Origin of the sequence: Streptomyces sp. NPDC050439 (assembly GCF_040655335.1) — a bacterium.
Classification (GTDB): domain Bacteria; phylum Actinomycetota; class Actinomycetes; order Streptomycetales; family Streptomycetaceae; genus Streptomyces.
This window is the reverse complement of the sequence record NZ_JBFAJT010000004.1, coordinates 408,612-421,852: the sequence shown is the minus strand read 5'-3', so window position 1 is coordinate 421,852 and position 13,241 is coordinate 408,612. Positions and strand designations below refer to the sequence as shown.

Genomic DNA, 13,241 nt, shown 5'->3' with positions numbered 1-13,241 from the left:
GGGTACGGGAGGCGGCCTACGCTCCCCGCATGGGGAGTACTGATCGACTGCTCGGCACGGGTCGCACCGCGGATGTCTTCGCGCTGGACGACTCATGGGTGTTGCGCCGCTACCGGGACGGGACCGACGCGACGGACGAGGCCGCCGTCATGACGTATCTGTCGGAGCACGGGTATCCCGTGCCGCGGGTGCGTGCGGCCGAAGCCGGGGCGCCGCGTACCGACCTGGTGATGGGGCGGCTCACGGGGCCGACCATGGCGGAGGCCGCGATGCGGGGCGCGCTCACGCCGGAGGAGGCGGCAGTGATCCTCGCCCGGTTGCTGCACACGCTGCACGCGCTGCCGGCCCGCTCGTCCACCTCGCCCACGGACCGCGTCCTGCACCTCGACCTCCACCCGGAGAACGTGATCCTCACGCCGGAGGGCCCCGTGGTGATCGACTGGACCACCTCGGAGGAGGGCGCGCCCGGACTCGACTGGGCGATGTCGGCGCTGCTCCTCGCGGAGGTCGCGGTGAGCGGCAGGCCTGAGGCGACGGGGTCACGCATCGCGCTGGCCACCCTCCTGACGGACGCGGCGGTCGACGTCAGGGCCACGGCCGACACCCACCTCGCGGAGGCACGCGCACGCCGCGCGGCGAATCCGACGCTGGGGTCGGACGAGGTGCGGTGGCTGGACGCCGCGGTGGAACTGGTGCTGGCGTAGAGCTGGGCAGCACCGGGCCGGGACCTCAGACGGCGCCGTAGGCACCGTCCGTTCCCCCGGTCGCGCGCCCCCGAAGACGGTCATACGCTCCCAAATGTGACGCCGCCCTCGCACATGGCCGTGCGGGCGACAGCGGCAGCCACCGCACTGCTCGCGTGGTGCCTGCTGCTCCTGTCCGCCCCCGCAGCACTCGCCGCTCCCGCAGCACTCGCCGCCCCGGCCGATGATCCGGTCACGCTCTCCCGCGACGGCCAGATCACCGACAAGGTGGGCGCCCTCGGTGACCGCAAGGGCGCCACCGAGCGGGCGCTCGACCAGCTCTACGACGACCGCGGCCTCCAGCTCTTCGTCGTCTACGTACGCGACTTCTCCGGTCGCGGCGCGCAGGACTGGGCGGACGCCACGGCCGAGCGGAACGGGCTCGGCCTGGACGACCTGCTGCTCGCCGTGGCCACGCACGACCGCCAGTACGCCTACTCCGCCGATGTCGGCGGACGGCTCACCGAGGATCAGCTCCGGGACGTCGCGACCACCGCGATCAAACCGGCGCTGCGGCAGAACGACTGGGCCGGCGCCGCCATCGGTGCCGCCGACGGCTACAGCGCGGTGCTCTCCGGCCAACCCGTCCCCACCCCGGCCATCACCCCCGGAACCGCCGACCCGGGAGGCGGTGGCAGCGGTGACGAGGCGGCCGCCGGTGACCTCGTGCTGCCCATCGCGGTGGTCGGCGGCGCGGGCGCCCTCGCGGCGGTGGCGTACGGGCGGCGGAAGAAGCGCAGCAACACGCGTACGACGCCCGGTGGCGGCGGCTGGGGCAAGGGAACGGCGGGCGTGCAGCAGACGACGCTTCCCGAACTCGACAAGCAGAGCAAGCAGCTCCTGGTCGAAACCGACGACGCGATCCGCACCAGCGCGGAGGAACTCGGTTTCGCCACCGCGCAGTTCGGCGACGAGGCGGTGCGGCCCTTCACGGACGCGCTGGCGTACGCGCGTTCCGAGCTGACGACGGCCTTCAAGCTGCGCCAGCAGCTGGACGACGCCTACCCGGAGGACGACGCGACCCGGCGCACGATGCTGGACGAGATCATCGCGCGCTGCACCGAGGCCGGCCGCCGCCTCGACGCGGAGGCCGCGGGCTTCGACCAGCTGCGCGCACTCGAACGCGACGTGTCGGGGGCCCTGAACCACGCCGAGCAGATCTTCCGGGACGTCACGGTCCGCACCACCGCGGCCGAGACCACCCTCGGCACGATCCGCGAACGGTACGCGCCGTCCGCGTCGGCGCCCGTGCTCGGCCACGTCGAGCAGGCCAAGGACCGGCTCGTGTTCGCCACGACCCACCTGAACGAGGCCCGTCAGGCCATCGACGCTCGCGACAACGGCAAGGCCGCCGTCCACCTGCGTGCCGCCGAGGGCGCCGTCGACCAGGCGGCCACCTTCGTGGACGCCGTCGACCGCCTCGCCGCCGAGCTCGCGCTGGCCGCGGAGAAGCTGCCCGCCGCGCTCACCGAGACGGAGACCGACCTCGCCGAGGCACGCGGCCTCCTCGAAGGCACCGGGGCGGGAGCCTCCACGGCCGATCTGCACGGCCGTATCGCCCGTGCGGAGACGGTGGTCTCCGAGGTGCGCAAGACGATGGCGGCGGGCCCGCACGACCCGATCGACGCCCTGCGCCGGGTGGAGGAGGCCGACACGTTCCTGGACGAGTCCCTCAAGGGCGCCCGCGAACGCGAGGTCACGGGCCGCCGCGCCGCTGCCCTCCTCGGCCAGGCCCTGCTCACCGCGCGCAGCGCCGTGGGAACGGCGGCGGACTTCATCGACACGCACCGGGGCGGAGTGGGCAGCGAGGCGAGGACCCGCCTGGCCGAGGCCCAGCGGCACCTCTCGGGCGCGGAGGCCGCCCAGGACACCGATGCCCCCGCCGCGCTCGCCGAGGCCCAGCAGGCCGACGCCCAGGCCCGCCAGGCCCAGCAGCTCGCGGAACGCGACGTACGCGGCTTCGGCAACCCCTACGGAGGCGGCGGCGGGCGCGGCGGCGGCATGGGCGGCGCCGTCCTGGGCGGCATCATCCTCGGCGAGCTCTTCGGCGGCATGGGCCGAGAAACGGGTGGCGGAGGCGGCGGCTTCGGAGGCGGCGGCTTCGGCGGAGGCAGCCCCGGGAGCTTCGGCGGCGGGGGGACCCGGGGCCGGATGGGCGGGGGCGGGAGGTTCTGAGACTCGCCCTCCCACGCCTCTCCCCCGCTTCTACTACCGCCTCTACGCCTCTACGCCTCTACGCCTCTCCGACCCCCCTCATATGAAGGAGCCCCGCATGACGAAGCAGACGATCCTCGGGCGCGTGGCGCAGCTCGCCAAGGCCAACATCAACTCCCTCCTCGATCAGGCCGAGGACCCGCAGAAGATGCTCGACCAGCTGATCCGCGACTACACGAACAACATCCGGGAGGCCGAGGAGGCGGTCGCGACCACGATCGGCAATCTGCGGATGCTGGAACTGGACCACAAGGAGGATCAGGACGCGGCGGCCGAATGGGGCACCAAGGCGGTCGCCGCCAGCAAGAAGGCGGACGAACTGCGCTCCGGTGGAAGCGCCGAGGAGGCCGACAAGTTCGACGGCCTCGCCAAGGTCGCGTTGCAGCGGCAGTTGCAGTCCGAGCGGGAGGCCAAGGACGCCGAGCCGACGATCGCGTCCCAGACCGAGGTCGTCGACAAGCTGAAGTCCGGGCTCGACCAGATGAAGATCAAGCTGACCGAGCTGCGGGCGAAGCGCGATCAGCTGGTCGCCCGTGCCAAGACCGCGCAGGCGCAGAACCAGATGATGGATGCCGCCCAGAGCATCGATGTCCTCGACCCGGCGAGCGAGTTGAGCCGCTTCGAGGACAAGGTGCGCCGCGAGGAGGCCAGGGCCCTGGGCAAGCAGGAACTCGCCGCGTCCTCCCTGGACGCCCAGTTCGAGCAGCTGGACAGCCTGGGCGACACGGCGGAGGTCGAAGCCCGCCTCGCCGCCCTCAAAGCGACCACATGACCACGCACATGAGCCACATGACCACGTAAGGGTGCTCAGAACAGGCTGAGCAGCGCCTCCGCCGCGTCCATCGGCTCCACCCCGCTGTCCGGCAACGGCATCTCGAACCACACCGTCTTGCCGCGCGGCGTCCTGCGCGAGCCCCAGGCGGCGCTCAGCAGGCCGACCAGTTGCAGCCCTCGGCCGCCCTCGTCGGTGTCACGCGCCCGGCGGCGGCGCGGCTGGACCAGGCCCGCGTCCCACACCTCGCACACCAGGGTGCGGTCGAGCAGGAGCCGCACCCGGATGTCGCCCTCGCCGTACCGCAGGGCGTTGGTGACCAGTTCGCTGACCAGCAGTTCGGTCGTGTCGCAGAGGGGGTTCAGGTCCCAGGAGCGCAATTGCGCGCAGGCCAGTTCGCGGGCCCGGCCCACCGACTTCGGGTCGCGCTCCAGCGTCCAGTCACCGACGGCTTCGGCCGGCAGCCCCTGGATACGGGCCATGAGGAGCGCGATGTCGTCCTCTCCGTGGTGGGTGTCGAGGGTGTTCAGGACGTGGTCGCAGACGTCCTCGAGGGCGGGCGCGGGGTCGTCGAGGGCCCGTACGAAGGCGTTCAGGCCCTCGTCGAGGGGGTGGTCGCGGGATTCGACGAGCCCGTCCGTGTAGAGCGCGAGCAGGGCGCCCTCGGGCAGTTCGACCTCGACCTCCTCGAAGGGCTCGCCGCCGACGCCGAGGGGCATGCCGGGCGGCACGTCGAGCATGAGCGGCGATTCGCCGGGTTCGACGAGCACGGGCGGCAGATGCCCCGCGTTGGCGAAGGTGACGCGGCGTGTGACGGCGTCGTAGACCGCGTAGACACACGTGGCGAGGTAGACCTCGGAGAGGTCCGTCCCGTTCGCGGAGCGCGTCTGACGGGCCGCTCGCGTGGCCTGCTGGGTGCCTGAGGGGTCGCCGAGGCCGCGGGCGATCTCGTCGAGCGCGGAGAGCACCTCGGCGGGCTCCAGGTCCAGGAGCGCCAAGGTGCGTACGGCGGTGCGCAGTTCTCCCATGGCGACGGCGGCGCGCAGGCCGCGGCCCATGACGTCGCCGACGACCAGCGCGGTGCGGTGGCCCGGCAGTTCGATGACGTCGAACCAGTCGCCGCCCACCTCGGTGGCCGCGTTTCCCGGCAGATAGCGGCAGGCGATGTCCAGTCCTGACGCCTCGGGGTCGTCGGGCGGGAGCAGGGACCGTTGCAGTATCAGCGCGCGTTCGTGCTCGCGGCGGTAGAGGCGGGCGTTGTCGATGCAGACGGCGGCGCGTGCGGCGAGCTCGACGGCGAGGGCGCGATCGCGCTCCCCGAAGGGCTCGCTTCCCTTCGTGCGGGAGAACTGGGCGAGGCCGACGACGGTGTCGTGGGCGACCATCGGCACGGCGAGCGTCGACTGGATGAGCCCGCCGGTGAGCCTGCTCGCGGAGCCGTCGTCGGCCGCCGAGACGAGCCTCGGCCGTGCCGTGCGCAGGGCGTCGGCGCAGGGCGACGTGAAGCCGAAGCGGTGCACGGCGCCCACGTCGACGGGGTGGCCGCCGTCCGGGAAGGGCGCGTCGGCGACGGCGCTCGCGAAGGCCACGCGGCGCAGCTCGGCGCTCCCGTCGGCGAGGCCGGGAGGTGTCTCGTCGCCGTCGAGCAGCCCTTGGTAGAGGTCCACGGAGGCGAGGTCGCAGAAGCCGGGCACGGTGACGTCGAGCAGCTCGCGCGCGGTCGTCTCCAGGTCGAGGGAGTTGCCTATCCGGGCGCCCGCTTCGTTGAGCAGGGCGAGGTTGCGGCGGGCGTGGGCGGCCTCGCGGGCGGCGGCGTGCCGCCGGGTGACGTCGGTGCCGAGGCCCGCGATGCCTATGGGGCGGCCCGAACCGCTGTGCACGCGGTAGAGGTTGATCGACCAGTGGCGGCGGTCGTTGCTGCCGGGGGCGGGGCCGACGATCTGCATGTCCGTGACGGCGTCGCCGGTCTCCAGGACCCGCTTGAGGGCGGCGGCCATGCGGTCGGCCTCGTGCCGCGGGAGGTAGTCGTGGACCGTACGGCCCCGGTGGTCCTCGACGCCGCCTCCGAAGACCGCGGCGAAGCGGCGGTTGGCCCGCTGCACCTTCAGATCAGTGCCGAACAACAGGAAACCGAAGGGAGATTGGCCGAAAATGGCCTGCGAGGCGGCGAGGTCGGTCTCGATCTGCCGCAGCGCCCGTACGTCGACGACGATGCAGACGGCGGCGCGTTCACCCTCCTCGGTCTCGGTCGGCATCACATAGACCTCGGCGATGCCTTCGGAGCCTGTGGCGGTCCCGTAAGGCCGGTCGGACCCATAAGGCCCGTCGGTTCCGTCGGTTCCGTCGCTCCCGTCAGGCCCGTCGGCCCGCGCGGGCGTCCGGAAGGGGACGGACCCGGTCCACTCCCTGCCGTCCAGGATCTCCGCCATCTTGCGGTGCCCGCTGCTGCGCAGCTCGGCCGGGACGAAGGCCTCGATGGGGTCCCTGCCCACGGCGTCGTCGGCGGCCACTCCGAACAGCCGCTCGGCACGCAGGCTCCACTGGTCGATGAGACCGTCGGGGCCGATAGAGAACGAGGCCACCTTGATGTAGTCATAGATCGAACCGGGTGGACTGCTCTGCCACATCACATCATCCGCAGCTTCGCCCCTAGCGTCACCCGACGGCCCGTCCTGCTCCGTCGCCTTCGCTGGTATCTCGCTCACGCGAACCGTCCCCTCCAGCTCACCACGTCCGGCACCTGTCACCGGATGTGGCTGCCCGCAGTATCCAGCACTACGGAGCCATGCCACACGGCGTTCACGATCACAGCACGGACTCAACCCTTTTTGGCCCGTGACCGTCTTGTGCCCGTCTCACGCTGCCAGTCTTCTAACCCGGCAGCACCAGCTCGAACCACACCGTCTTCCCCGTCTTCCCCGTACTGCCCTGTCGCGTCCCCCAGCGGCGCGAGGCGCGGGCCACCAATTGGATACCCCTGCCCCCCTCGTCATCAGGCGTGGCGTCGCGTTCCCGGGGCGGGTCGGGCAGCGGATCGGAGACCTCCACGAGGAGTGTGCCCAAGGGCCCGGGCCGGCGTTCGAGCCGTACTCCGATGGGGCCCGAGGCATGCCGCAGGGAGTTGGTCACCAGTTCGCTCACGAGGAGCACGGTGACGTCACCGAGGGCGGCGAGGCCCCAGGCTCCGAGCTGCTTGCGGACGACGGCACGGGCCATGCGCACGGCGCCCGGGTCCGCGGGAAAATCCCACTCGGCGCAGTCGCCTTCGGTGTCGATCACGCCGATCACTTCCAGACCAGCAACAGCGGACCCTTGTCCGGTTTCATGGGGTTAATGGGCACATACCCGATATCCCGGCGGAACTACCGCTTACTTGGGCGCACTGTGGCACGAACGGCGTAGGTGGGGCTCAAGTGCGGGGAGACATCACCTCGCACGCTCCCCTAGCGGGACCCGGTCACGGCCGCCACCGCCGGGATGTCCGCGTCCAGCCAGGGGACCGACCAGGCCTCGTCCGGCGAGAGCCAGCGCAGCTCGTCGTGGTCCTGCAGGGGCTCGGGGTCCCCGGAGCGGAGCTTCGCCGTCCACACCCACATGACGTATCCGGGCTTGAGCGGCCACTCGCCCGGCACTCTCGCGACCGGCTCGGCGTCGACGCCCAGTTCCTCGCGCAGCTCCCGCACCAGGGCTTCCTCGGGGCGCTCGCCGGGCTCGACCTTCCCGCCGGGCAGCTCCCAGCGGCCCGCGAGCTCGGGGGGTGCGCTGCGCCGCGCCGCGAGCAGGCGCCCGTCGTCGTACAGGGCGGCGCCCACCACGATCCGTTCCGTCATGCGGCGGAGCCTATGCGGTCAGTGCGCGTTGCCGTTCTGGCTCAGCTTCTCCACCCAGTACAGCTGCTGGTGGCCGTGGTCGTCGAGGCTGTGCGCGATCTTCTCGGCCTCGGCCTTCGTCGCGTACCTGCCCACCCTGTAGCGGTTGCCGTTGTCGTCCTGACGTATCACGAACCAGGGCAGTACGACCGTTCCGTCATTCATCGCGCCCCTCCGCTCGCCGCCCTCGGCGCGCGCCACGCCTCGATCAGTAAGGAAACCGCAATCCGCATATGCCCGAGCCTACGCCCGACCTTTACTCAGCGGATACGACTTTGCACAAAGAGGTACGCAATTGGCCAACGTTGAGGGGGCGCACTTTTACAAGTGCGCCCCCTGGTTTCCGGGCGTTACAGAAGTCGGGCGAGCGTCGAGTCGCGTTCACGGCGGGCGGACGGACCCGTCCGGATTTCGGTGGAGTTCGGGCGTGCGCCGGAGCGTTGAGTCACTTCACCGGCAGGTGATACGCGATGCGATACCGGTCCGCGGGGACCACGACGTCGGCCGTCTCGACCGGTTTGCCCGATGCGTAGTACGTCCGCTGCACGACGATCACCACATGGCCGGGGACGCCGCCGAGCGCCATGAGCTCCTCCGCAAGCCCCGGGCGCGCGCCGACCTCCTCCGCGACGTTGTCCACGACGACGTCGATGGCCGCCATGCGCTCGACCACCCCGCAGCCGCCCAGCGGCCCCTCCTCGGGGAGCATCACCGGAGTGCGTCCGGTCACGGCGAGGGGCTCCCAGGACGTGGAGAGCATCATCACCTCGCCCGCGTCGCGGTAGACGTACTTGGTGCACATCACGCGGTCGCCCGCGCGGATGCCGAGACGCTCGGCGATCGCGCTGCCCGCCTCCACCTGCTCGCTGCGGGACTCCCAGGTGCCGCGCGCGCCGTCCTCGGCCTGCTCCTGACGGAACGGCGTCGAGCCGCCGGAGCCCCGGTAGCCGGTGCGTGCCACACGGCGGGGGACAGGGCGCTCACGCACGTACGTGCCCGAGCCGGAACGCCCCTCGACCAAGCCCTCGGCCATGAGGACCTTGCGGGCCTCCAGGGCGACCGTGTCCGACACCCCGTACTCCTCGCGGATCCTGGCCTGCGAGGGGAGTCGGGTGTGCGGCGGCAGCGAACCGTCGACGATCTTCTTGCGGAGATCACCCGCGACACGCAGATACGCCGGCTGTTCACCGAAAGTCACTGGCCACTCCCATCAGGTTGACAGACAGCAACAGCCTGGCAACCGTGGGTTGTTGGCCGCAAGCCAAGGCCAAGGAATCACCCGAAGTGATGATTTTGAGGTGCCCAGGTCTTTACGCAGGGGCTTTCCGCAGCTATGGCGATCACGCTCCCGGGAGTATCGCGGGGCGCGACGGTCAGGCGCTCTCGCCCCGGATGGCGAGGAAGCGGGCAACCGCCGATCGCGCGATCTGACTCCCCCAGCCACCCCAGTTCACGTCGAAACAGTGATCCGCCCACGGGAGTTCGACGTACGTCGCCGGCGCCCCCGCCGCATCGAGCCGCCGCGCCAGCTCGCGCGCCTGCGCCACCGGCACCGCCCGGTCCGCGCTGCCGTGCAGCAGGAGCGTGGGCGGCACATCCGTCCGTACGAGCTTCGCGGGCGAACCCAGGAGGTAGCGGGCCGGGACGGACTTCGCCGAACCGCCCATCAGGCGCGGGATCATGGGGTCGCCGCGCAGCGCCGTCCCCGCGATGAGGCGCCCCATGTCGGTCGGCCCGTAGAGCGAGATCACCCCGGCGACGGAGCTGTCACGCACCGCACAGGATGACGGGACGCGGTCATCACCCTCCGTGTAGGCGGCCGCGAGCGCGAGGTTGCCGCCCGCCGAACTCCCCGCGAGGACCAGGCGGTCGGGATCGATGCCGAACACGCGCGCGTGCCGCCGCACCCAGCCCACGGCGCACTTCACGTCGCCGATCTGGTCGAGCTGGGTCACGTGGGGCGCGAGCCGGTAGTCGATGTCGAAGACCGACCAGCCCCGCGCGTTGAACCAGCGGTTCCATGCGGGGCTCTGACCCCGGTGCCCCTTGTTCCAGCCTCCCCCGTGCACCCAGACCACCGCCGGGTGCCGCACGCCTTCGCGCTTCGGCAGGGTCCAGAGGTCCAGCTTCCCGCGCCGCTCACCGATGCGCGCGTACCGGCGGGTGCGGTCGCCGTCGGGGGCCTTGGCGTAGTTGACGCCCTCGAAGTAGGCGCCGGGGGCGAGGGATTGCCCGTGCTCCTCGGCGGTGCGGTACGCGGCGACGTAGGGCATGACGCCGTACACGAGCGCGACGAACGCGGTCAGTACGGCCATTCCCGCGCACCAGGGATACCGCCGCCCGGCAGCCACTCCGGCAGCCAGGCCGACGACCGCGGGCGGCACGAGCACGAGCCCCCAGGAGGTGATCGCTCCCGCGACGAGCACCAGGAGGGAGATGCGGGGCAACGGGGCCGCGACGAGCACGACCAGAGCGGCGTTCAGGAGAGCGACGACGACGAGAAGCCCCCGGGAGAGGTGCGCGACACACGAACCCCTGGTCCCGTTCCTGTCGTTGCGGCTACCCCTTCGGGGAGAGTCCGGCGCCGCGGGCCTCGGACCTCGCCGGCCGGCGACGGTCGGCGTCACGACGGTCGTCACGCCGAAGAACTATCACAGAAGCGGACAAAAGGCCCTTAAGGTGAGTGGCTGAGTGGCTGCGTCTGGCCGCGAGTACGGTGCTCCCGAGGCGAACTGGCCGGTCGATGCGAGGGGGGACCACGCATCGCGTGCGGCGCCACGAGCGGGGGACCACATGGGCACATCTGCCGTCACGGCGAGAGCCGTCAACAGGCTGACCGCGCGCTGGGCCGACACGGTCCCCGCGCACAGCGGCACCGTCTTCTCCGCGGCGGGCGTATGGCCCCTGCTGGCCTTCCTGGCGGCCGGAGCGCACGGCGGGGCCCGGTCCGAGCTGACCGATGCGGTCGGCCTGCCGGCGGACCACGCGGCGGGCGCGGGGCGGCACATGCTGGCATCGGTCGACGCGATGCGTGGCGTGGACGCGGCCATCGGCATGTGGACCAGGCGCACCCTGGAGCTGCGCGAGCAGTGGTCGGCAGACCTCCCCCTGGCGGCGCTCGGCGTACTCACCGGAGATCCCGCCGCGGACGCGGCGGCACTGGACGCCTGGGCGTCGAAACGCACCGGGGGTCAGATCGACCGCATGCCCCTCCACCCCGCCGAGGAAACGGAGTTCGTCCTCGCGAGCGCGCTCGCCCTGCGTACGGAGTGGTTCCAGCCCTTCACCGAGCGCGCCATGTGTCCCGAGAGCGGCCCCTGGGCGGACCGCGCGCTCGCGGCCCTGTACCGCAGCACGTCACTCCTCGACCGCGTCGGCGTCGCCGAGACCCCGGCCGGAGCCGTCACCGAGCTGAAGGTCATCGGCGACACCGGAGTCGACGTCCATCTCCTCCTCGGGGAGGAGCGGATGAGCCCCGGCCAGGTCCTCGGCGCGGGCGTCGACATCCTCGCGCGCACGCGTGCGGTGCTCCCGGGCCCCCGACTGCCCTACGGGGACGTCGGCCCCGGACTGAGCGTGCGCAAGGTGCGCTGCGCGCGCCCCATGCCTCCGGCACTGCACGTCACCACCGTGCCGTTCACGCTGTCGGCGCGGCACGACCTGCTGGCCCACAGCCCGCTGTTCGGCCTGACCACGGCCACGGCGGACCGGGCGGAGGGTCATTTCCCCGGCATCAGCCCCCTCCCGCTGGTGATCGCCGACGGCGCACAGGCGGCGACCGCCACCTTCGGAGCGCTCGGTTTCCGGGCGGCGGCGGTAACGGCGATCAGCGCCGTCGCCGCGGGCGTCCCCGAAGAGCGCTACCTCACCACCGAGGTCGACGCCGTCTTCGACCGCCCCTTCGGCTTCCTCGCCGTCCACCGCACCTCACGCCTCGTCCTCGCGGCGGGCTGGGTCACCGACCCGGAGCCGTACCGCGAGGACGAGGAGGAGAGCTAGAAGAAGGCGCTCAGAGAGTCACGAAGAGGGAGAGTTCAGAACTGCAGCCCCCAGGAGTCGATCTTCCCGGTGTCCCGCGCCGCGTTGTCGCTCACCCGCAGCTTCCACGTCCCGTTGGCCGTCTCCGAAGAGGCGTTCACCGAGTACGTGGTGTTGATGTCGTCCGAACTGCCGCCGGTCCCATAGCCCTTCAGCGTGTACGCGGTGCCGTCGGGCGCGATCAGCTGCACCTGGAGGTCACCCACGTAGGTGTGCTTGATGGCGACCGGCACGCTCAGGGCGGCGGGGGCGGAGCCCGGGACGCCGCTCACGGTGACCGGTGATTCGACCGTGGCGTTGTCGTTGATCGCGTAGTCGGTCGTGTTCTCGAACTTGGGGCCCGGAGGGTTGGTCGAGCCGGGACCCACGTTCAGGAGGCGGTTGGGCGAGCCCGAGCCGGGGCTGGTGACGACGCCCGTGGAGGCCGCCGCGACCAGCGCCGCGGAGACCTGCGCCGGGGTCGCCGTGCGGTTGTCGGCGAGGTAGAGCGCCGCGGCGCCCGCGGTGTGCGGGGACGCCATCGACGTACCGGAGATCGTGTTCGTCGCGGAGTCGCTGCTGTTCCAGGTCGAGGTGATGGACGAGCCCGGCGCGAACAGGTCGAGGACGCTGCCGAAGTTGGAGTAGCTCGCCTTGGCGTCGGTGCTCGTGGTGGCGCCGACCGTGATGGCCTCGGTCACGCGCGCGGGAGAGCGCGTGGAGGCGTTGACGGATTCGTTGCCCGCCGCGACCGCGAAGGTGATGCCGGAGGCGACGGCGTTGCGTACGGCCGCGTCCAGGGCGCTGTCGGCGCCGCCGCCGAGCGACATGTTCGCGACGGCGGGCTTCACCGCGTTCTGGGTGACCCAGTCGATGCCGGCGACGACCTGCGCGGTGGTGCCCGAGCCCTGGTTGTTCAGGACGCGCACGCCGACGATCTTCGCCTTCTTGGCGACACCGTGCAGGGTTCCGCCGACCGTGCCCGCGACGTGCGTGCCGTGGCCGTGGCCGTCCTGCGCGGTGTTGTCGTTGTCGATCGCGTCGTATCCGTAAGAAGCACGGCCGCCGAAGTCGCTGTGGCTGATGCGGACCCCGGTGTCGATGACGTACGCCGTGACGCCCTCACCGGCGGAGTCCGGATAGGTGTACGAGTTGTTGAGCGGGAGCGTCTTCTGGTCGATGCGGTCCAGGCCCCAGGACGGCGGGTTGGGCTGGGTGGCGTCGACCGTGAAGGTGCGGTTCTGCACGACGGACTCGACCGCCGGGTCCGCGGCGAACTTCCTGGCCTCGGCCGCGGAGAGCTCGACCGCGTAGCCGTTGAGCGCCTTCTTGTACGTGCGCTTGATCTCGGCGCCGTACTCCTCGGCAAGGGCCTTGCCTGCCTTGGAGCCCGCCTTCGCGGCGTCCTCGTCGAGGCTGACTATGTAGCTGCCCGGTATCGCGCCGGGGACTCCGGCGTTCTCGACGGTGCCTTCGGCCTGACCCGGCTGGGCCGCCGCCGGGAGGGCGGAGACGAGGCCGAGGGCGAGGGCCGCGACCGCTGTCGCGCTGATCCCGGCCAGTCTTCGGCGGGTATGACGCATCACTGCCATCTGAGGGGTCCTCCTCAATAGGTGGTGCGCTGGT

11 protein-coding genes are annotated in these 13,241 nt (G+C 71.6%); 4 read left to right on the top strand and 7 right to left on the bottom strand.

From position 1 onward, the window contains the following. Positions 1-29 precede the first annotated feature (29 nt). The 3 genes from AB0I66_RS19270 (at position 30) to AB0I66_RS19260 (ending at position 3,729) form a co-directional block, all read left to right on the top strand. On the top strand, positions 30-704 hold the full coding sequence (locus AB0I66_RS19270; RefSeq protein ID WP_363209063.1) for a phosphotransferase: 675 nt from the start codon (positions 30-32) through the stop codon (positions 702-704). Between the two features lie 114 nt (positions 705-818). Then, positions 819-2,918: a TPM domain-containing protein gene (locus AB0I66_RS19265; RefSeq protein ID WP_363209399.1), complete on the top strand. Its 2,100-nt coding sequence runs from the start codon at positions 819-821 to the stop codon at positions 2,916-2,918. Positions 2,919-3,015: 97 nt separating this feature from the next. After that, positions 3,016-3,729 (top strand): PspA/IM30 family protein, encoded by a 714-nt coding sequence (locus tag AB0I66_RS19260; protein WP_363209062.1) that lies wholly within the window; start codon positions 3,016-3,018, stop codon positions 3,727-3,729. A 35-nt stretch (positions 3,730-3,764) separates the two neighbouring features. Here AB0I66_RS19260 and AB0I66_RS19255 read toward each other — a convergent pair whose 3' ends face one another. The 6 genes from AB0I66_RS19255 to AB0I66_RS19230 all read right to left on the bottom strand — a co-directional run bounded on the left by AB0I66_RS19255 (position 3,765) and on the right by AB0I66_RS19230 (position 10,237). Next, entirely contained in the window at positions 3,765-6,434 is a 2,670-nt protein-coding gene (locus AB0I66_RS19255; RefSeq protein ID WP_363209061.1) for a SpoIIE family protein phosphatase, read from the bottom strand. Positions 6,435-6,600: 166 nt separating this feature from the next. Continuing rightward, positions 6,601-7,017: an ATP-binding protein gene (locus AB0I66_RS19250; protein ID WP_363209060.1), complete on the bottom strand. Its 417-nt coding sequence runs from the start codon at positions 7,015-7,017 to the stop codon at positions 6,601-6,603. A 155-nt stretch (positions 7,018-7,172) separates the two neighbouring features. Next, on the bottom strand, positions 7,173-7,559 hold the full coding sequence (locus AB0I66_RS19245; protein WP_363209059.1) for a (deoxy)nucleoside triphosphate pyrophosphohydrolase: 387 nt from the start codon (positions 7,557-7,559) through the stop codon (positions 7,173-7,175). Between the two features lie 18 nt (positions 7,560-7,577). After that, positions 7,578-7,763 (bottom strand): SPOR domain-containing protein, encoded by a 186-nt coding sequence (locus tag AB0I66_RS19240; protein WP_363209058.1) that lies wholly within the window; start codon positions 7,761-7,763, stop codon positions 7,578-7,580. Between the two features lie 280 nt (positions 7,764-8,043). Beyond that, positions 8,044-8,796, bottom strand: a complete 753-nt coding sequence (locus tag AB0I66_RS19235) for a GntR family transcriptional regulator (protein ID WP_363209057.1) — start codon at positions 8,794-8,796, stop codon at positions 8,044-8,046. Positions 8,797-8,971: 175 nt separating this feature from the next. Then, the gene (locus tag AB0I66_RS19230) at positions 8,972-10,237 is read right to left on the bottom strand and encodes an alpha/beta hydrolase (RefSeq protein ID WP_363209056.1); all 1,266 of its coding nucleotides are present in this window, start codon (positions 10,235-10,237) and stop codon (positions 8,972-8,974) included. 154 nt (positions 10,238-10,391) lie between these two features. On the opposite strand from AB0I66_RS19230, the gene AB0I66_RS19225 reads away from it, so the two are divergent. After that, positions 10,392-11,597, top strand: a complete 1,206-nt coding sequence (locus tag AB0I66_RS19225) for a serpin family protein (RefSeq protein ID WP_363209055.1) — start codon at positions 10,392-10,394, stop codon at positions 11,595-11,597. Positions 11,598-11,632: 35 nt separating this feature from the next. On the opposite strand, the gene AB0I66_RS19220 is transcribed toward AB0I66_RS19225, so the two are convergent. Further along, on the bottom strand, positions 11,633-13,207 hold the full coding sequence (locus tag AB0I66_RS19220) for a S8 family peptidase (RefSeq protein ID WP_363209054.1): 1,575 nt from the start codon (positions 13,205-13,207) through the stop codon (positions 11,633-11,635). Between the last annotated feature and the right edge of the window lie 34 nt (positions 13,208-13,241).